The following is a 19,839-nucleotide window of genomic DNA, read 5'->3' on the forward strand; positions in this document are numbered from 1 at the left end:
CTCAGCGTTCGTTGGTGACATACCTCGTCATCGCGGTGTGAATTATGGATGAAAAAGACCTTGGCTCCATTACAGTTGAAGCCCATAAGACAATTGTCCTTTGTAAGGCTAGGAGTTCGAAGTGAAGCACGACCGATGGGTGCAACATCGCTTGTTGCAAAGCGGTTGGGATGCTTTCTCTTGGCTGGTGGCCGTTCCGCTTGCACTCGTGCTGCGTTATGACTTTGAACCGCCCAGTAGCGCGCTGATTATTGGCCTTGTGGCGGGCGCGGCAGCTGCCGTATTGCACTTGATCATAGGCGTGATCTTCCATCTATACAGGGGTCGGTATGTTGTTGGATCATTTGATGAAGTTCTGGGGGTCACTCTCGTAACGCTTTTTGTCGGAATAGTGGGAAGCGCCCTGGCATTTGTATTGCCTGCTACTGAGTTTCCAAGGTCTACCTTCGTTTTGGCCACTGGTATCGCAGGTGCAAGCATGCTTGGCGCTCGCTTCATGTGGAGAAGTGCGCGTCAGCAGACTGCTCTGCGACGTGAGGGTTCCCGCACACTCATTTATGGAGCAGGCGATGCTGGTTCGCAAATTGCGACCTTAATGCTGTCTGATCGTTCTAGTGGTTTTCAACCGATCGGATTTATCGACGACGATCCCAATAAGCAGCATTTACGAAGAGCTGGACTCCGGACTTTGGGAAATGTGGATCAAATTGAGGACTTGATCGCTGAGTATCAAGTAGATGTTGTGTTGGTTGCGATTGCTCAAGTCACGGCACCACGATTGCAGGAGCTTGACCGTAGGTGTACTGCTTTAGGCGTTAGGGTGCAGGTCATTCCAACCGCATCTGAAATCGTTGGGGGGGCGGTCAAACTTGGAGATATTTCTGATCTCACTGAGGAAGACCTCATGGGACGCAGACCAATACGAACCGATGAAGCTCAAATAACGGACTTCATAAGAGGTCGCAGGGTTCTAGTAACTGGAGCAGGCGGTTCTATTGGTTCAGAATTAGCCCGACAGTTAGTTAGGTATTCACCGAGTCGCCTGATGCTTCTTGACCGAGATGAGTCAGGGCTTCATGCTCTCCAACTCACTCTTGATGGAAGTGGAACTCTTACCTCTCCGGATTTGATCCTTGCAGATATACGCGACGGACAGCGACTTTTAGAAATCTTTGAAGAAGTCGAGCCGGAGATTGTGTTTCACGCAGCTGCACTAAAACACTTGCCACTCCTTGAGCGATACCCAGATGAAGCCATCAAAACGAATGTATTTGGAACGCGCAATGTTCTTTCAGCGGCAGAGTCAGTCGGAGTGCATGTATTTGCGAATATTTCGACCGACAAAGCAGCTGACCCAACGAGTATTTTGGGATACAGCAAGCTCATAACTGAGAGACTCACCGCAGGAATGCCCGGCGGAAATGAATCCAAATACGTTTCGGTTCGCTTTGGAAATGTTCTTGGTTCCCGAGGTTCTGTTATTGAAACATTTAGGTACCAAATCGCGCATGGTGGACCCGTAACGGTCACGGATGAGCGAGTGACTCGTTACTTCATGACAGTTCAAGAGGCTGTTCATTTAGTGCTTCAAGCTTCAGTTCTCGGTACGCATGGGGAGACACTTATTTTGGATATGGGTACGCCGGTGAATATTGCTGATCTAGCGCGACAGATGATTCATCGTTCAGGTCGCGACGTGGGTATCAAATTTACGGGACTTCGCCCTGGAGAAAAACTCGATGAAGTTTTAGTTGCGAATAGTGAAAGCGCAGCACGGCCTCTGCACCCGTTGATTTCACATACGGATGTTGTGAGTCAAAGTTTCGAAACTCTCCATCCTCTAGTAGCGGCAAGTGATCCTGCTTCCACACTGCGTGCAGTAGCGTTGGGGTCTTTATAAATCACTTGTCGATATTCGTAGGATGGACTGACGTAGTGAAATAGACCACTACGGTATTTTCGTTCAACCTGAAGAATAGAAAATGAGAACACACACATATGCCAAGTATGCCTAACTGCTGGAAATTGCGGCGTTTGCTTCGCTATGACCAAGTCGCTCGATTCAGTTGGTGTAAGAACTGAAGCAATTTTGCATGTCACTCGCGCCTCTTAATTTCCTTTAAAGACTAATGAAAAGGAACTTATCGCACGGCACTAAGTGCCAACAGTGCTGATGTAGGAAAGCAAAGTTAAGACTTGCGTGCGAATATGCTGTATAGCCCAGGGAAAAATAGCTTCGATGAGCTAAAGCATTTCGAATTTCCATCGAAACCGTTCGGCAGAATCCAGGTCAGATGTTAAGAGGTTTTGGCGTGAACAACTCGAATTCAAGTGAATAGAAGCAACGATATAGTTTGTTTATGCACATTCAAACCTGGTTACCGCTGAGTGCACGAGTATCTATTATGCATATGGTGAATCAAAGTCGTTGGAAACGAAATGGTTACTCCGTTCCTGCTCCGCAATCTGTGAAACTTGAAGTTCTCAAACGGCATGGAAACACTTTGGGAACTTGGGTAGAGACTGGGACCTATTTAGGGGATACAACTAAAGTATTGGGTGCAAGTGCGAAACGAGTAATTAGCATTGAACCGAGCAAGGATCTTGTAATTCGAGCGCGAAAGAGATTTCAAGGCAAGGCAAACATCGAGATCGTAGAAGGACTCTCTGAGGAAGTTTTTGAGAAAGTTCTCTCCGGAATTTCAGGTTCCGTTTGCTTCTGGCTTGATGGCCATGCTTCTGGAGGATTGACACACCGTGGACCAGTGGTAACACCGATACGATACGAGTTGCTGGCCATCGGAAAGCTGAAGAATCAATTTGATTCCATGGTTGTATTCATTGATGACTTTAGAGGTTTTGGATTCAAGGCGGATCAAGACGCAGATTACCCGTCACGTTCGTACTTAGTAAATTGGGCCGATTCTCTAGAATTGTCATGGACAGTCGAACACGACATTTTTGTAGCTTGGAATTAGTACCTGTGCAGCCAGTGTTAAAATTGTCAACTAGTTTTGACGTTCACATGTTTGAGGCAAAACCCTCTACGACCTATAGTTGGACAAGCGAAATTAGACTTCAATTTGCTGCAGGAAAACTTCAAGCATTCCCCGGGTGCTATCTGATGAAGGAATGCAAATTTCGATAGAGGCGAATCTACTTCGTAGGAAACCATTTGGCGTTTGATGCTGCTTGTCGAGTGCCAAGTGCTATAGGTAGCGAATCGAATCGGCCGTCGACAACAGAAGTGTTTAAATATGTGCGCAATGTCGAAGCGAACTTTGAGTCTGATCGGACCAACACTTGGAGGTCGTAGCTACCAAAAGCCGCGCCTTCAACAGTCCCCAAGTATTCGTAATCATCCCAACGTGGATCATTGGCCCACGATAAACAGTCCCCAAGTGGCCCGTGACCCCAAGTAATCCATGAACCCCCAAGGTCCGAGGGATGTAGAACAAGGTCTGGTGCCTGCTCGAAAAAGCAATCGATAAGTTTTGCTTTATCTTTAGTTTTGGCAATGTATGAGTCATTTAGTCCCACTACGTCAAGCCACTTCGCATGCGAGTAGTAAGGAATTAGGCCGGAATCGGCAAAAGCGATCTTGACCGACTTAATACTGGGGTAGTTCGCCAGGGAAAGGCCGACTCGCAACTCGGCATTTGAGGCGATCTGCTTGGACATGATTGAGCCCGCTTGATCAAGAGATCGGGCAGTCAAGATTCGCGTCAGTGAGCTCGTCGGGATATTTGCGACGAGCACGAATATCAAAGTAATGGGAGCTGTCGCCCACAAGATTTTTCGATGTTTTACTTCGAGCACCCAGGCCAAAGTTCTGTCCAGCACTGGAGATGCGATTAATAAGGCAATTGGTACTAGAGGAAACAGAAAACGGCCTTCGAGATCCATAAGCGGCTTGGTGCGAACAAAAAATAGAAAGTAGGAAACCGCCAAAAATAAACCTAACCAGGCCTGTATCACCTGTACGTCAACCCGTTGTTGGGATTTTGCGCATGCGAGTGGTCTCGTGCTCACGTGAGAGAAGACTCCAAACGCTGCAAAGCCGAGAAGAAGCGCATAGGTTGAGATAAATGTCGATACGCTGGCGGCGCCGGCAGAGTCGACACCCCATCCTTCGACCGACTTAACGTAAAACGGATTTGGGAAAATATCTCCAAAATAAGCCAATTTCCAAATGATGTATGGGACAAAGAATCCAGTCAGTACTCCGGCAACAAGGCACTCCGGCCACCAAGATCGTTTACGCCGCGCTCCTATAACTAACCAAAATAAAGCCACTAAGGGAACAATCAAGAGCGCTTCAGGGCGCAATAATCCACTGAGGATTACTGAGGTGGCGAAGGCGAGACCCCACCGATAGTTATTTGTTGACAGAAACCGTGAAGCAGCGACAAAAGCTACAAGCAGTCCGAGCGCGCCTGGAATGGTCTCCATCCCGATTAAGACCAGTGGAATCGTCGCAGGGAAGATTGGGAGTAAAAGCGCTGTGACTGTCGACCCAGGCGAGGAAGAGCCATACGTCCTCTTTGACTCTCTATAGAGGATCAGACATGCGCCAAAAAGGGCCAATCCGGATAGAAATCTAGAAGCGAGAAGCGGGTCCTGTCCGGCCTTAATGAGTGGAGCCAGAGCCACCACGAGTAATGGATTGGTGTATCCCTCAGTTGGATGTCCGCCTTAATTCCAAACTAAACCGGCACCGCTAGCTAAGTTTTGTGCATATCTGAAACTAATAAAGGCGTCGTCAAAGACTTCGTTCCACTTACGTACAATGGTATCCACGAGCGTAAGGATGAGTAGGGCCGTTCCAACCGCCCAGACAATTCCTAAGCCACGTGCAGAAGGTGACAGGCGCTTTTTCATTGTTTTCCCTTTCACGCCCAGAAGCTACAGTTAAATCGTAATTCAGCGAGCATAGAATTGACCGCACTTTAACTTCACTTCATCAAACCTAAGTAACACATCACAGTACTTTTGATTAGAAAACAATTATGCGTTCGTGCATATTGTTTCAGTTCTCTTGGGCGACCTCCGTATGGTTGTGTACAAAACCAAAGTATCGATTATTCCGATTCAATGCTTGCGGGTGGACGATTCTTTTCGCTGCGTGATGGGACAAGAGCTTTTTAATGCCAATAAACCTAATTCGCGCGAATAACGCCAATCTTTGTCTTCGCGCACGTTATTAATTGATGGTGAGGTTAGGCAACATAGCAAGAATCAATCGGGCTAACATCGAGAACTCGGATCGGAATAGGACTGAGTTAGGCGGTAGGGCAACGGGCCTGAAACCAGAATTCACAGAAATTATCACTATCAACGTAAAAAAAGCACTCCCAGTGAATCAAAATAGTGGATCACGGTACGGACTCATTCTGGAAAACATGGTCATTAAATACATACCTTGTTGTCTAGTCTAATGATTGTGTTGAGTTTTGTGGACATCGAGGTACTTTCACAACACTTCTCAACCGCCAAGATCACCAGACTATAAAAGATGCTCGGTTGTATCGGGTAAGGATCTCGAGTCTTAAAAATGTCGTGCTGATCCGTGACACTTCCGAGCAAGAGTGCCGCTGCATATTTAGTTTTGACGGGTCCAAGTCCTCACGACGCGGTAGCCCTCACCCCGGCATCACAATTTTGGCCAATACCAGTTGACGTGGCCGATGGGCGCCAAAGGACAAGATCACCAGAGGCGACGCAGTCGTAGCCAGCTGGGAATGGCCGCTGTGAGATTGCTGCAACCTGGCCCAGCGTGTAGAAGAGTTCGTCCTGCGTCGCGGCATCCAGCGTCGAAGTCTTAGTCGTCAGGATCCAGCTATCGTGATACGGAAAACCAAGGAACGGTTGGGTCAGGTGGAACCGTGTGATAGCCCGGTAGTTGTCGCCGAAGCCAACGATGAGAACCGTCAGCATAAGGGAATCAGGTGCCTTAGCCCCGAGAGAGTACCCCAGACCGGGGCTCTGCAAGTAGGACAAGTCGAGCATGGGCATACCTGACTTCCAGCCAGCGGCAGTTGATTTCGCACGAAGGTCTGTGACTCTTGCGGCAAGCGCGGGATCCAGATTAAGGACGGCCCCGTGCGCCCCGATCAAAGTAGGAACTGTTTGCTGGCTCATTGAAGGGGTTCGTAACTCGACTGGAAATTGTCTCAATGGATGACGCCAGCCACTCACGATTGCAGCCGCTGCAAAGATGGCAGTGGTGACAAGTACAGCAACAGCGAGCAAAGTTCGAGCTCGGCACGCGTTTGGGCGCGCAACGCTGAGTACGGCTGCGATAAATATTAGACCCGACGCGACGGCTGCCTGCGGGTACGGCCCAAAACTGGAACCGATTGCAAATGCCATTGGCGCGAGTGCCACGACCGCGACGATAAGCATGCGAGTTCGACGATCACTTGCTTCCTCGTTTTGTGCGGTCGACGTCAGCCTTAGGCCTACCAGAATGGAGGCTGCTAACACGATAATCGCTGCAGTCGTGAGCGGTGCATGTGCCCAACTGAATGCAGACCCGGTTAGGTTGAGTAGGGGTATAGGTACCCCTGAGATTGCGATGGCACTCAGGATTGCCATTGCGTAGCCAGCTAGTCTTAGTAGGAGCCAACTGCGCTTTGCCAGCACTGGCAATAGCAGAACGAGTAGCGCGGCTGTTAACAGTTCTGCTGGCCGGTCTCCTATCTGCGCGAAGGCATCAAGTAGATCGCGCGGTGCAAGGACTATCGCCTGCAGTGCTGGGCCAGCGGTCTGCACGGCGAATGGGTAGGGCATCTCGTTGGCTAAGCGGAAAACTCTAATGAAGTCCACCGGCCATAGTCCGGTTATGACTGCAATCAGAATCCAGGCGGGGATAAATCCGACCACGACTATGAGCCATCGCCACATGCAGCGCAGCCCCGCGCCTGTGGCGATCACGATCGTGGTCACTGTGAGCATGATCGGCAAGGTCGTTGGCTTTGCTGGAAGCGAAGCAACAAGCACCGCAGACGTAGCCACAGCTAGCAGATCGATCGTGGAAATTTCAATGCGTCCAATGTTCCATCGCCAGTCACGAGGAGCGGGTGCTACCGCACGCCGGACTGCGACCATGACAGCGGCCAGGCTGAGCACGATGGCGCACAGGGTGGCCCAGTTGTAACTCGGTGCCCGCAGCATTGAGGAGTAATAAATAAGCGATGCCGTTCCCGCAGTTGCAGCGGCAAGCGCGGGCATCAAGCTCGGTGCGGTGGTGGCTCGCCTTAGATCTGTCACGGCCCGCATAGCAGCCCATCCCAGCCAGGCGGATGAGAGTGCAAGTATCACAGCCCCGAAGGTGCGAAACGCAGCGATGTCGTATCCCACGAGCCAGAACAGCGGACGGATGGTCCAGCCAAAGGGATAGGCCCAGGCTGCCTCTAGATTTGGCGGGTCGGCTGCCACGAGGTAGAGGCCCTCGTCAGCGAGATCCAGCCCCCGGTCGGAGGCGATCAGGTGCTCCAGAAGGACCCATAGACCGACCACCGACAGAGCAGTGACGGTGATGCTGACGAACCAACGGCGCAGAGACCATCGGGAGCTGGGAAGTGCTGACGTGTCCTCTGGGGCATGGGTGCGCACACTGAAGTATGACAAACTCTGGTCACAACCGAGTTGCTGCAGGTCAGTTGCTGTCTATGCCTGTGCTGGCAATCCCATCGATTTGCGAAACACCTGGTCGTTGATGATGGCCTGGTCAACGTAACGAGAGCCGTCAAGGTTGAGATGGTTGTTGTCCTCATACATCAGGCGTCCGTTTTGCACCATGCTGCAATCGTCATTGGTGCAAAACTGGCGAGCAGTGCGCAGCAGGTGCACGCCGGGAATGGCGTCGGTGATCTGCTGAATGAGTGTTGGCACATTTCGGTAGGCGTTGAGGTAATCAGTGGCGTTGAAGGCGCACTGCGTAGCCCCCACCAGAAATCCTGTTCGGTACTTGCAGGCACTGGCATCAAACGGGAATGCTGGGACATCATCCGTAACGAATACTTGCTTGCCACCAGCACTTAAAGTGTTGATGAACGGAACTGCATCCGCAGTTCCAAGTTGGGTCTTCCAATAGCCCGTGACCAAAGCGGCCTTGACACTGGGCATTTCTGCAACCTGTTTGAAGGTGAGCTTGGCGTTTTCCGTTGCTCGCGTCGGCCAGTAGTGCAGGTAGACCACCATGATGTTGGACTCGGGCATCGCCTGAGTGAGGCCGGTGTAAAGATGCCACGCATGGCTGTCGCCGAGGATGGCAAGGTCAACTTCCTTACCCGGCTTTGACTGCAGGCAGGTGATGTCCGTCTGGTGTATATCTGGCAATTGATCGATGGTGCACGGGTACGAGTGGGCGCGTAGATACGCAGACCGGGCCGCGTCGGTCACGTCGCCGGCAAAGACAGCGGGCACCTGACCATCATCCAACTTCGGTTTCCAATATTTAGAGGCCACTCCCCACACGCCTGCACAGATCACAAGCGCTGGAACCGTCATGACGAGTCCAAGCAAGAGAATGGTTTTTGGGCTGGTCCACTTCGCTCGGCGGATGGGATTCTCCAGCAGCAGATATGACAGAACCGAAGGGATGACGGAGGCCAAAGCTGCGATGGTTGCGACGTATGGCGTCTGCGGCCAGAGCAACACTGCGAAGACAATAAGGGGCCAGTGCCATAGGTACAGCGAGTAAGAGATGTCTCCTACAGCAGTGAACGGACGCATTGACAGCACTCTTGTCACGGGATTCAAACTCTGCATTCCCGCCCAGATGACCATCAGAGTTGCGGCCACCGGCAGTACTGTCCAGACTCCCGGCATACGGGCGGTACTCGGAATTACCCACAGAGTTGCCACTAGGCCTATGAGTCCCAACAATCCGGCGACCGCCCCGACCCTCGGTAGGATCCTGAGATCCTTAAGTGTCACTAAGGCGAGTATTGCTCCAGCAGCGAACTCCCAGGCCCGAGTCACAGGGCTGTAGAACCCGAGCAGCGACTGCAAGAAGGTGTTTTGAGTGGGGGACGGGCCGATTATCGCCAGAACGAAAGAGATGCCTGCAAGAGTGCTGACAATGGCGATCGGGGCATTTCGCCCTATGCGATAGCGGCGTGCCAAGAACCACCCCAGCATGAGCAGTGCCGGAAAAACTAGGTAAAACTGCTCCTCTACGGAAAGAGTCCAGGTATTGAGTAGTGGGTTGGTTTCTGCAGGTAAAGCAAAATAGTTCCCAGTACTACGGTCGATTACTACGTTCGCGACCAACAAAAGCGCGCCAATTCCTGTGGCTGCAGCCGTCTGCTGTGCACCAAGAGGAGATAGAACCACTGCCGAAGCGAGAACCGCTACGACGACGGTGAGCACGAGAGCGGGGGTCAGGCGTTTGAATCGACGCAGATAGAACTGACCAAGTCGCAGCGATCCAGTTTGGAGCTTGTCTCGATGGAGCATCGATGTGATAACAAAGCCCGAGATTACGAAGAACACATCAACACCCAGGAATCCGCCGGGAAATGGGAGACCTGCATGGAACAACAGGACCATCACCACCGCGATGGCTCGAAGGCCCTGGATGTCTGGCCGATAACTTCGGCTGATCGCGGTCGTCGGCATCATGCACCGGTATGGGCGAGAAAACGCTCACGGTCAAGAGTCATGACATCACAAGTGAAAGAAACTGAAGCCTGGTCCTGTGAACAGGGCACAAGTACCGTGCCGTCTACAGCAGATTCACGGCGCAGTGGCAGGCTCTCGGTGGTGACAAATCCGTCGCGCTCGTAGAGACGCTTGGCAAGTGTGTTGTTTGACAGCACCCGCAAGTACAGCGAAGAGAGATCCAAGGTTACGAAGGCCCACTCTGCTAGTGACCGCTCGCTTGCTGACATTAAACCTCGAGGACCACTATTGATCCCACGCATGACATTATCGATTTCAGCGGTGTCTGGATGAATATTGGCCAGGCCGATGTGGCCTAGAAATATGCCGTCGCTTTCAATCATGAACAGGATTCGCTGCTCCAGACCGATAGAGAATTGCTGGAGGTAGTTCGCCGTTTTAGCGGGAGTCGATTCAAACTGCGCGAGGAACATCTCCATCGTACGGGCGCGCCAAGAAGCCATCGCTTCGATCAAAGTTTCGTCAGCCAGAATCCACGACCCAACCGGCACCAGCATGCCCAGAACCTCATTGCCACGGGTGATTGGGATGGCACGTTCGCGAGCCGATTCAATATTTTCGCGCTTAAGGGATCCCAAAAAGCTCGTGTCAGGCATTGAAGGCGCCCGACTTATGCATGGAGAAATCGTATACTGCGAACGCAACAACATCGACTTGCCGAGCAAGTGGTGCGTATCAAAGACCAAGTTCGATGCCGCATTCGAGGTTGGTGATGGGGCCACCTGAACAATAGGTCGGCAGATGGGAAATCGTGAACGCTCGTAAGCTCGGTGTATCTGTCGTAGTCCCTGTCTACAAGAGCAGTGCGACGCTGCCAGAGTTAATTGCCCGCATAGACCGGGTGTTGAGGCCGCTCGCTGACTACGAGGTGATTTTGGTCGACGACGGAAGCGCGGATAACACATGGGAGACCATTGCCCAATTAGCTGGGCAGTCACCTAAGGTCCGAGGCTTACGTCTCGGGCGTAACTTCGGTCAGCACAGTGCACTCGTTGCAGGCGTACGCGCTGCCCGATATGGACGCACAGTCACCCTGGACGATGACCTACAAAATCCACCGGAGGAGATCCCCCGGTTGCTAGACGCGATGCAACTTCAGGGCGCGGATGTTATCTACGGAGTTCCGCAAAAGACCGAACACGCGTTCTATCGCCGTTTGGCAAGCCGAATCACTCGCACGGCACTAGGTAGCGGATTGGGTGTCGATTCCGCTCCGGAGCTGAGCTCGTATCGTGCATTTCATACCGACATCCGCGATGCATTTTCTGGTGATCTAGGATCTGGCGTGTCTTTGGACGCATTGCTCACATGGGGTAGCAGCAGTTTTGGGTCCACCTCTGTGCAGCACGATCCACGCTCAAACGGGGCGTCCAACTACACCTTTCCCAAGTTACTTCGATTTGCGATCGACACCACTACCGGTTACAGCACGGTTCCGCTGAGGTTGGCTAGTTTGCTGGGGCTGGCTGCTGGCTTTCTGGGCTTTGTGGTCCTGCTGTGGGCCATCCTGAGGCCAATGATCACGGGCGAGAGCGTGCCTGGCTTCCCGTTCTTGGCTTCGATTATTGCCATCTTCTCAGGGGCGCAGATGCTGACTTTGGGAATCATCGGGGAATATCTCGCACGCATGCATTTCCGCATCATGCGCAAGCCGACATATGTCGTGGCTGAGGAGACCCACAAGTGAATTGCAACTGGGCGCGCCGCACTTCATCTCAGGGGAGTACTGGGCGGATTGATTAATATGCTCTGTCTATGTGTTCCCATGACCCCTACGATTCCCACTGGCTGAAAAGAGATGGGATCCGCATAAAGGAGTTGAGATGATCCTTGGCCTTGCCCTCTCGCATGACGCCTCGGCTGCGCTCACCGACAGCAGCGGACGGGTTATTGCAGCTATCGGAGAAGAGAGGCTCTCCCGCCGCAAGAATCATCGGGGAATCCCAACGCAGTCGCTGACATCGATTCTCGAACTTGTTCCACCAGAATTGGAGGTCACTCGCCTCGTCATTGGCAGCCACGAGTCCCTGCCAATTGAAGAGGCCCGTCGGTTTCTCGCTGACCTGGACGATCAGGCATCCAACCCGCGGGGCACCGCACGTCAGGCTAGGCCGGGTTGGCGAATGCCCAGTTCCACAATTCCGATGGTAGCCGTCGAAGATGCCATCCGCGGCGTCCTGTCGACCACTCTCTCTAACGCGAGCTCGCTGCCTATAGTCTGGCAGAACCATCACCTTTCTCACCTCGGCACGGCTCTTGGAATAACCCCAAGTGAACCTACTCTGCTGATCAGCCTCGATGGGGAGGGGGACGGCGAGTCGGGTGCGGTCGCGGTCTCCGATGGTAATCAGATGCGGGTCGTTGGCCGGATTCCGGCAGCAGACAGTTTGGGACTGCTCTACAGCGCCATCACGGAACGCTACAACTTCACGCCCACAAGACATGAGGGAAAGATCACAGGGCTTGCGGCATACGGCGCCAGCAGCGCGGCAGTTGACATCCTTCGTCACTACGTTGAGGTACGTAAAGGAATTCCATTCATTCGCTACCCCAAATCCTTTAAGGCGCGGTTACGGCCGCTGGCGCTGCGACGCCTGAAGCCGAACAGAGACGTGATCCTGACGATGGACGACATTGCTGACCTAGCAGAGCGTGGCACCGCGAACTACGCAGACCTCGCGTTTGCGATCCAACAGGTCCTTGAGGAGTCGGTCTGCGAGATGGTCGAATATTGGATTTCTCGGACCGGACTACGCGATATAGCCCTAGCCGGCGGAGTTTTCTCGAATGTAAAGCTCAACCAGCGCCTAGCCGAACTACCTTCCACGCGAGCAGTTACGGTCTTCCCAAATATGGGTGACGGTGGTCTAGCACTCGGAGGAATCTGGTCTGTCCTGAAAGCGGAGGGCGGTCTCGGATCAGGTCCCCTGTATTCCGATATGTTCTTGGCTCCTGAGACGGATCAATTCGACGAGCTGACAATACGAAACTTAGCCGCGCAATTCGGTTTAGACTTCGAAGCCGTGGAAGCCGATGCTGTGGCGGGTCGGGTTGCACAGATCATCGTCGCTGGCGGCATCGTGGGCTGGCATGAGGGTTCGATGGAGTTTGGCCCAAGGGCACTTGGTCACCGATCAATTCTTCTCGATCCAAGGCAGCGGGAGTCCGTAGAATCCCTCAATGCACGCCTGCACCGCACGGAATTCATGCCTTTCGCGCCAGTGGTACTGCGCGAGAGGTTCGATGACTACTTCAAGACCGACAATGCTTCAATGCAACCTTTCGAATACATGACGATGACATGTTTAGTCAGGCCGGAGTTCCATTCGATATTGCAGGGAGTCACACATGTGGACGGCACGGCTAGGCCGCAGATCATCGACGCAGAAGTCACTCCGAACTACTACAACATTGTCAAGGAATTTGGTCGCGCGACCGGAATCTATGTGCTCGTCAACACGTCGTTTAACACTCATGAGGAGCCGATAAATGGACGACTTGAGGATTCGATAGCGGCACTTTTGGCAGATGCCGTCGATGTTTTGGCTACTCCTGCGGGCTTCCTGTGGGTCAAGGATTCAGCAATTCATCGCAACAGTGACGCTCATTAGCTCTTCAGCCATGAGGAGCCTGAGGATTGGAAACACCCTGCTGTGGGCCTCCGCCATTATGGCAAGCCTTGTTATGCTGTGGCTGGGTCTCGGGCTAATTCTGGGTAGTTCCCGCGGCTTGGACTTGACCGACGAAGGTCTCTACTTACTTGGGGCCGACCCGCCGAAGGCAACAGCGGCTTGGGGCTGGCCCTTCGGTTGGCACACTCACCCACTATTTGCCTTAGTCAACTATGACATTGCGAGTTTCCGCACATTTGGCGCTTTCATTCTCGTCCTGTCGGCTGTATGGCTGGGCTGGATGGTGGCCCAAGTCGTGCGAACGGATGATGAGGCTTACCTTCGCGCGAACACTTGGCTGCCGGCAATCGGTTCTGCGTGCATAGCTGGGTTCGGTAGCATCTTGTACTACGTCTCGATGCTGCGGACTCCAAGTTACAATTGGCTGTGTTTGGTGGGCATCAACTTTGCAACAGTCGGCTTATTGCTCACTTTGCGAAGGGCCGGGAGAGCAAGCACTGAAGGTCGGTGGCGTCGGTCGGCTCTACCTGGTGTGATCTCATCGGTGGCTTTGTTTCTGACCTTTCCCGCCAAGCCCTCGGTATTGCCTATGTTTCTACTGATGGGCGTGCTCGTAATCGCTCTTCTGGCCAATTGGGGTTCAGCGTGGCGCTGGCTCGTTTGGGTCGTCGGGCTCCTACCGGTTTGGGCTGTGTTTGCTGTCATAACCCGGGTGTGGCCTGTGGAATTCGCTTCAGTTCTAGCGCGCGCAGTGCAGATGCCCTTTCCCAACCCCTCCCAGACACCGCGGGGTGCCATACAGGAAGCTCTGCTGGTCCCTCGTGAGGCAGCAGTGGCGATCGGTGAAATCACCGATGGGCCGGCACTGCTGATGCTCGGCGCTGTAATCATTCTTGCCCTGCCATTGTTCTTGCAGCGCCGATGGCTCATCGTGCGTCTCGCCGGATTCGCGACTATGACCGCAGCGGCACTCGGGATCGCCGGAGTGCCCATCCCTCTGGTGAATGCTGAGGGTCGACCCTTTGGTCTGGCCCAACCGACCTTAACCACAGCACTGGTGGCCGTATTGCTGGCCACAGTTGCGCTTTCGTGGCATTTGGACGGTTTTCCGCCCTCCCGAGTCGGGCAACGATTCACGCAACTACAAGTCAGTGGCGTCTTGGCCACCTTTCTGACCCTGCTCGCCCTGGTGTTCGGCTTCGGATCTGACAACGGAATCTACGGCCAAGCTGCAGTCGCTGGGGGCCTGATACTCAGTGCGGCGGCCACAATTGCACTTGGCCTAAAGGTCGGGCGGGATAGTCTCATCGTGTTGCTGGCTGTGCTGACTGCGACCGCACTGTTCGTCGCCTCCGGACTGGTGGGTGGGTGGCGTTTCCCGCAACGACAGGTACCTCTCGCCGAGCAGATCGTCAAAACTGACATAGGGGTGCATGGTGCTCAACTGCTGCTTGACTCGAGGACCGCGCAAACCCTGGCTGGCCTGCAGTCGCAATCGAAACTACTTGGCTGGAAAGCGGGCACTCCATTGGTGGACGTGTCGTATACCTGGAATCCGGGTGTGGTCTACGCATTGGGTGGCCAAGCGCCTGACTCACTCATGCTCACTATCTTCGGTTACGCCGCAGCGCACGACATCACTGCATTTCACTTGCAGGGGCCCTATTTAAAGTTTCCATTTCATGATGCTTGGCTACTGACAACGCGTCCGAAGCTGCTCGATTCGGGTGCACGAAGTGCCGTTGACTTCACTCTTGATCGGCTTTCATCGGTATCTGGGAAGCCCTTTCCGTCCTCCTACTCTTGCATTGAGTCAGGCGACTTTATCCTTTGGCGACCGTTGAGCAAGGTGAAGTCCGCGACGGGCTTATGCGGGTAGTTATTTCGCGTCGTATTGGCGGACGAGTCATCAATCAGTGGCATACCTAACCGATTCAGCTAGGCTGTCATGGTGGTCAGCGATGCGCCTAAGGTCGCTGTCGTGTTGCCGATCTTCAACGGCGAAGCACACCTTCGCGCGTCGATTGACTCGATATTGGCGCAGACCTTCGTCGACTTCGAATTGGTGTTAGTCGATGATGCCTCGACTGATAACAGCCTGACAATCGCGCGTGGATACGAGGATTCTCGGATTCGGGTGCTTGCTTTGCAGGAGAACCGAGGGCTAGCAGCTGCGCTCAACGATGGCATCGGGTTCGCGCGTGCGCCCATAATTGCGCGACAGGACCAAGATGACATATCCGCGCCCCAGCGGCTCGAACGGCAACTCGCTGTACTGGAGCAAGATGCAGGCGTAGTCCTTGTCGGCACTTGGGCAAAGGTCATAAGACCGGATGGGTCAGGTGGATGGCAGCATTGCGGCGCCCACCACCATCCCGTCAGTGACGATGCACTGCGATTGCGACTGTTGTGGAACAACCCTTTCGTGCATAGTTCCGTAGTCTTTCAGCGAAGCGCTTTCGAGGAGGCTGGTCAGTACGGAACTGATCCCGAATTAAACTGGCCCGAGGACTACGACCTCTGGGTCAGGATGGCGCCGCTGGGCCGCATGGCTACGGTGCCGGATGAGCTGGTTATTTATCGTCAGACGCATGGCGGTATGTCGGATATCAATCGCGAGCGAATCCTTCATGGTGTGGTGCGCATAGCGACTAGGAACCTAGCGAAAGCGTCAGGGTGCGCGCCGACCGATACGCGCGTCAAGGCACTAGCGCGCGTTCTCAATAGTGTTCCAACTCCAACCACAACCCCGGTTGAGGCCTTGCAACGAGCACGCATATTCCTGCGTGCATGCAGAATGTCTGTTCACTCAAGAAGTTTAGCGCTGTCAGCAATGCGTGCCCGTTGGGCGGGAAAGATCGTGGCCAGATCGCTCGATCCACGGTGGGGTAGCATCGATAATGAGTGATAGGTGCCGAATGCGAGTGTTAATACGTTGGGGCGTGGTTGCGTGAGGCCGTGGTCGCCAGTGAGCGACAGCCTTAAATTGTTGAACAAGGTTGATCAACGCAAGTTGGGCGTCGTCACTGGCATCCAAATGCTCACAGGATTTCTCGATGCTGCAGGTGTGGCACTCTTCGGGATTGTGGCCGCTATGGCCACTTCGGCAGTCTCTGGCACTCCACTACCGAGCATGGTGAGTTCCATTGTTGGAACCAGCAATGCAACTTCTGAGGAATTATTAGGAAGTGCCATCCGGTTGAGTGTGATCGCTGGCCTCCTGCTCATAACCAAGAGCATCGTTAACGTCCTGCTCACCAGGCGTGTGCTTCGATTCTTGGCCTATCGCCAAGCGATCGTGTCAGGTCAACTTGCGTCGACACTCCTCGCACGCCCGCTGATCCAAGTGCAACGGCGCCAGAGTCAGCAGACAGCATACGCCCTTACAACGGGCGCGAACTCAGCGATGCTCGGAGTCCTCGGGCAAGCAGTCACCGTTGGCGCAGAGTTGAGCCTCCTTGGCATCCTCGCCGTAGGCCTACTTCTGCTCGATCCAGTCGTCGCGATCTTCGCTGTTGCATTTTTCGCTGGGATAGCTTTCATCTTGCAGCGCATCATGTCGAGCCGCGCCCATCGGCTTGGAACGACCAACTCGGAAGCGGAGGTTGCAAGCACCGCACTTGTTCAGGAGTCCGTCTCCACCTATCGCGAAGTACTGGTGACCAACCGACGCAACCTCTACGCTCAGCAGTTTCAGGCTCTGCGCTGGACTGCCGCGCAGGTCCAAGCCGACTTGAGCCTGATGAGCCAAGTACCCAAGTACGTCTTTGAGGTGGCACTCATCATCGGGGCAGGCCTCTTGGCCTGGTCCCAGTTCCTCTTGAAGGATGCCTCGGCCGCGATGGCCATTATTGCTGTGTTCTTAGCCGCAGGATCCCGTGTGGTGCCCTCGATGCTTCGACTCCAGGGAGCAACGCTCGGCATCCGCGTCGCCAGTGGCATGGCCAAGCCCACGATCGAATTGGCTCAGGAACTTCGCGTGAGTTCGGAAGGTGACACCGACGCAGAATCGTACGCAACCGTCAGTCTGGAGGAACTGACACGCCGGGTACGTGATGGTTCCCCGGACTTTGACCCGACTGTGAATCTCCAAAACGTGACCTTTTACTACGAATCAGCGGCTGCACCGTCACTCTATGAAGTGAACTTGCATGTGCCACCCGGCTCATCGGTAGCGCTCGTGGGCCCGACGGGAGCGGGCAAATCCACTCTTGCCGATGCAATCCTGGGTGTTGTCCGTCCTGCTTCAGGTCGGGTCGAGATCGGTGGACTTCCTCCCCTAGAGGCCATATCGCGGTGGCCAGGAGCGCTCGCATATGTTCCACAGGCGGTGTCCATCGTGACCGGCTCTATTCGACAGAATGTTGCACTCGGTCTCCCCGCCCATGCGATTGATGACGACCGGGTGTGGGAAGCATTGAAATCCGCTCGTCTCGATGACTTTCTAAGAGAAGCGCGCGATGGGCTCGACACTGTGGTGGGTGAAGCTGGAGTTCGCATCAGTGGTGGCCAGCGCCAGCGGTTGGGCATCGCCCGCGCTCTTTATACACGTCCGCTGCTCATGGTCCTAGACGAGGCCACCAGCGCCTTGGATGCCGAGACCGAGCGCGCGATCGTCGACACGCTCCAAGAACTCGAGGGCAATGTCACCGTTGTGACCATCGCTCACCGGCTGGCAACCGTGCGCCATTGCGATCTCGTTGTCTACCTTGAGGGCGGCGCCATCGTGGCGCGCGGCACCTTCGACGAGGTGGTCTCTGCTGTGCCGAACTTCGCTCAGCAGGCGCACCTGCTCGGCCTGGTGTAGTGATGGGTGCGGGTCCCTTGGTCATCGTTGTCTGCACAAAGGGCCGTCCGAATTTGCTTGCACGCCTTCTCTCCTCGCTCGCGGTGCAAGAGTGGCCGGCTGCAGTTGACTTACTTGTGCTTGACAACGACGCGGCCCAGTCGGCGCAACCTGTGGTCAAGGCAGCGTTGAGCGACTTCCCTGTGGCGATCCAGTACTCGACCGAAGCAAGGGCTGGCTACGCAACGGTGCGCAATGCGGCGCTTGATGTAATTCCGTCGGGTGCAGCGGTTTGTTTCATCGACGATGACGCGGTCGTGCCCCATGGCTGGCTGCGCACCATGTTCGAAGCGCATGGGCGCTCGCCGCAGTCAATAATCCGGTCGAGGTATTTGCATGTTGCAACGCTGCCACCGACGACCGACGAGCTGGCCGACCTTCTCGTTGGCGTTGACATGGCTGCCCTTGGCCCAGCTGGTACGAGCGGGCTGCTCCTCCCAGCTGGCGCGCATCAAGAGGTTCGCTTCGACCCCTACTTTGACCGCTCCGGCGCTGAAGACATGGACTTGCTTGCCCGGCTGGATGCACTCGGGCACCCTGAACTGCTGGCTGATGCGGTAGTGATTGAGCAAGATCGGGTGCAGTCGCTAACACCTGCTCAACAGCGTGCGATCGCCCGCTGGAATGGCCGACTCTCGACGATTGCACGTGCGCACCGGGGTTGCCCGACCCTCGGTTGGCGTATCGGAGCCGCGGCTCGAAGCGTCTGGGCACTCCTGCAGGCCGTTGCTCGCTTCGCACTCGGTCGTCGCGATGCGGGCCATTCTTATATGTCGTATTCGGCCAGCCGATGGGCGATGGCTGCAGCTCCCATACGACCCCCGAATGAGCTTGGCGGTCGTCCATGGACATAGAAACTTGAAACGCATTCTCACCCGAAGGCTGTGATGCGATCAGTGGCGTCGAATGCTGCGAAGCATCTGCGGCGCCGTCCAAACTAGTTGCCGTAGTTGAGCCAACAGAACAGAGTTGCCCCGAGCGCGTGCTAGGGCCCGGCGTGACTGAGCCACTAGCACCCGGGTCTCATGTGGGATTGCCTTAGTTCGTGAAACTTGCTGCGAGTGGATGCGATAGCGCAGTAATGGTTCCGGCAAGTTGTCGAGTTCGCCTAGGGCTGCAAGCCTGAGCCAGAGCTCGTAGTCCTCGGCATGCGTGGCACGCGAGTCATAGCCACCTGCGTCCAATACCAGCTCCCTGCGCATCATCACGCTCGGATGCACAAGCACGCTCTTCCATTGGAGTCCCTCGCCAACGTGGAGCCCAGATGGCACAGTGCGTAACCCAACAACCGAGCCACTTTCGTCAATGACCGTCGCCGCACAGCCAACGGCTATTACGGAAGGGTGCTTGTCTAGAAACACCTGCTGCGTCGCGAGTCTGGTTGGTTCCGGGATGTCGTCGTGGTCCTGTCGCGCAACATATGGCGCGGAACATACTTCTAGGCCTGCATTGAGCAGGTCTTGAAGTTTGGCTTCGGGGGGCATTGGCACTATCACTGCATTGGGAACCTTGGAAAGAATTAACGGCGTGAGCATGCTTGCATCCCCATGGACCACGGCAATCAGTCGCCAGTTGCAGTCCACTTGTGCAACCAGGCCATCGAGAGTCTCAGTCAGCCAAGGTGCCGGGACCCTAGTTGGCATTAGCACGTCGACAGAGACAGGTTCGATT

At 54.5% G+C, this 19,839-nt stretch carries 14 protein-coding genes; 8 read left to right on the forward strand and 6 right to left on the reverse strand.

Annotated elements, in window-relative coordinates:
- Nucleotides 1-121: 121 nt before the first annotated feature.
- Both PHN51_06875 and PHN51_06880 read left to right on the forward strand, forming a co-directional pair.
- On the forward strand, nt 122-1,900 hold the full coding sequence (locus tag PHN51_06875; protein MDD2818504.1) for a nucleoside-diphosphate sugar epimerase/dehydratase: 1,779 nt from the start codon (nt 122-124) through the stop codon (nt 1,898-1,900).
- Nucleotides 1,901-2,360: 460 nt separating this feature from the next.
- Nucleotides 2,361-2,978, forward strand: a complete 618-nt coding sequence (locus PHN51_06880; GenBank protein ID MDD2818505.1) for a hypothetical protein — start codon at nt 2,361-2,363, stop codon at nt 2,976-2,978.
- Between the two features lie 178 nt (nt 2,979-3,156).
- On the opposite strand, the gene PHN51_06885 is transcribed toward PHN51_06880, so the two are convergent.
- The 5 genes from PHN51_06885 to PHN51_06905 form a co-directional block, all read right to left on the reverse strand.
- Complete coding sequence (locus PHN51_06885; GenBank protein ID MDD2818506.1) at nt 3,157-4,653, reverse strand: hypothetical protein; 1,497 nt, start codon at nt 4,651-4,653, stop codon at nt 3,157-3,159.
- Nucleotides 4,654-4,695: 42 nt separating this feature from the next.
- Nucleotides 4,696-4,896, reverse strand: coding sequence for a hypothetical protein (locus PHN51_06890; protein ID MDD2818507.1), 201 nt, complete (start codon nt 4,894-4,896; stop codon nt 4,696-4,698).
- Between the two features lie 729 nt (nt 4,897-5,625).
- Nucleotides 5,626-7,617 (reverse strand): hypothetical protein, encoded by a 1,992-nt coding sequence (locus PHN51_06895; protein MDD2818508.1) that lies wholly within the window; start codon nt 7,615-7,617, stop codon nt 5,626-5,628.
- A 54-nt stretch (nt 7,618-7,671) separates the two neighbouring features.
- Nucleotides 7,672-9,627: an acyltransferase family protein gene (locus tag PHN51_06900; protein MDD2818509.1), complete on the reverse strand. Its 1,956-nt coding sequence runs from the start codon at nt 9,625-9,627 to the stop codon at nt 7,672-7,674.
- The gene (locus PHN51_06905) at nt 9,627-10,286 is read right to left on the reverse strand and encodes a GNAT family N-acetyltransferase (protein ID MDD2818510.1); all 660 of its coding nucleotides are present in this window, start codon (nt 10,284-10,286) and stop codon (nt 9,627-9,629) included. The genes PHN51_06900 and PHN51_06905 overlap by 1 nt, the downstream gene beginning before the upstream one ends.
- 155 nt (nt 10,287-10,441) lie before the next feature.
- Between PHN51_06905 and PHN51_06910 the strand changes: the two genes are divergently transcribed.
- The 6 genes from PHN51_06910 (at nt 10,442) to PHN51_06935 (ending at nt 19,022) form a co-directional block, all read left to right on the forward strand.
- The gene (locus PHN51_06910) at nt 10,442-11,377 is read left to right on the forward strand and encodes a glycosyltransferase family 2 protein (GenBank protein MDD2818511.1); all 936 of its coding nucleotides are present in this window, start codon (nt 10,442-10,444) and stop codon (nt 11,375-11,377) included.
- A 136-nt stretch (nt 11,378-11,513) separates the two neighbouring features.
- On the forward strand, nt 11,514-13,301 hold the full coding sequence (locus PHN51_06915; GenBank protein MDD2818512.1) for a carbamoyltransferase C-terminal domain-containing protein: 1,788 nt from the start codon (nt 11,514-11,516) through the stop codon (nt 13,299-13,301).
- A 58-nt stretch (nt 13,302-13,359) separates the two neighbouring features.
- Nucleotides 13,360-15,201, forward strand: coding sequence for a hypothetical protein (locus tag PHN51_06920; GenBank protein ID MDD2818513.1), 1,842 nt, complete (start codon nt 13,360-13,362; stop codon nt 15,199-15,201).
- A gap of 69 nt (nt 15,202-15,270) precedes the next feature.
- Nucleotides 15,271-16,230, forward strand: coding sequence for a glycosyltransferase (locus tag PHN51_06925; GenBank protein MDD2818514.1), 960 nt, complete (start codon nt 15,271-15,273; stop codon nt 16,228-16,230).
- 60 nt (nt 16,231-16,290) lie between these two features.
- Nucleotides 16,291-18,129, forward strand: coding sequence for an ABC transporter ATP-binding protein (locus PHN51_06930; GenBank protein MDD2818515.1), 1,839 nt, complete (start codon nt 16,291-16,293; stop codon nt 18,127-18,129).
- A 2-nt stretch (nt 18,130-18,131) separates the two neighbouring features.
- Nucleotides 18,132-19,022: a glycosyltransferase family A protein gene (locus PHN51_06935; GenBank protein ID MDD2818516.1), complete on the forward strand. Its 891-nt coding sequence runs from the start codon at nt 18,132-18,134 to the stop codon at nt 19,020-19,022.
- 39 nt (nt 19,023-19,061) lie between these two features.
- Here the strand turns inward: PHN51_06935 and PHN51_06940 are convergent, their stop codons facing one another.
- Complete coding sequence (locus PHN51_06940) at nt 19,062-19,811, reverse strand: glycosyltransferase (GenBank protein MDD2818517.1); 750 nt, start codon at nt 19,809-19,811, stop codon at nt 19,062-19,064.
- Between the last annotated feature and the right edge of the window lie 28 nt (nt 19,812-19,839).

The organism is Candidatus Nanopelagicales bacterium, assembly GCA_028687755.1.
GTDB lineage: Bacteria > Actinomycetota > Actinomycetes > S36-B12 > S36-B12 > UBA11398.

What these genes read in the sequence shown, in the direction of transcription:
- PHN51_06880 (MDD2818505.1), top strand. Translation starts at nt 2,361, where the DNA reads ATGCACATTCAAACCTGGTTACCGCTGAGTGCACGAGTATCTATTATG.
- PHN51_06900 (MDD2818509.1), bottom strand. Translation starts at nt 9,627, where the DNA reads ATGCCGACGACCGCGATCAGCCGAAGTTATCGGCCAGACATCCAGGGC.
- PHN51_06905 (MDD2818510.1), bottom strand. Translation starts at nt 10,286, where the DNA reads ATGCCTGACACGAGCTTTTTGGGATCCCTTAAGCGCGAAAATATTGAA.
- PHN51_06915 (MDD2818512.1), top strand. Translation starts at nt 11,514, where the DNA reads ATGATCCTTGGCCTTGCCCTCTCGCATGACGCCTCGGCTGCGCTCACC.
- PHN51_06920 (MDD2818513.1), top strand. Translation starts at nt 13,360, where the DNA reads ATGGCAAGCCTTGTTATGCTGTGGCTGGGTCTCGGGCTAATTCTGGGT.
- PHN51_06925 (MDD2818514.1), top strand. Translation starts at nt 15,271, where the DNA reads ATGGTGGTCAGCGATGCGCCTAAGGTCGCTGTCGTGTTGCCGATCTTC.
- PHN51_06935 (MDD2818516.1), top strand. Translation starts at nt 18,132, where the DNA reads ATGGGTGCGGGTCCCTTGGTCATCGTTGTCTGCACAAAGGGCCGTCCG.
- PHN51_06940 (MDD2818517.1), bottom strand. Translation starts at nt 19,811, where the DNA reads ATGCCAACTAGGGTCCCGGCACCTTGGCTGACTGAGACTCTCGATGGC.